We start from the raw sequence: 238 nt of genomic DNA on the forward strand, positions 1-238 counted from the left end.
TCGCGCTTTTTAATGAACAAAACAACTGACAGTTGGTAATCCTGGAGAAAACCATTGCATGGGTCCAGTTATCGATCAAGCTGCTTTGGACAAAATCATGAGCTATATTGAAATCGGGAACCTAGAAGGACGCATTCTGACTGGAGGAGAATGAGATAGCTCTACTGGCTTGTTCTTTCTACCGACATTCGTTGCTGATGTAGATCCGCAAGCCCGCTTGATTCAAGAAGAAATCTTC

The 238-nt window shown here is 43.3% G+C and carries 1 pseudogene; it reads left to right on the forward strand.

Annotated features, from left to right (window positions below):
* Positions 1-16: 16 nt before the first annotated feature.
* Positions 17-238 (forward strand): annotated as a pseudogene (locus tag ACYP5M_RS26725) (aldehyde dehydrogenase family protein); the annotation flags it as partial.

This window comes from Peribacillus sp. N1 (assembly GCF_054600815.1).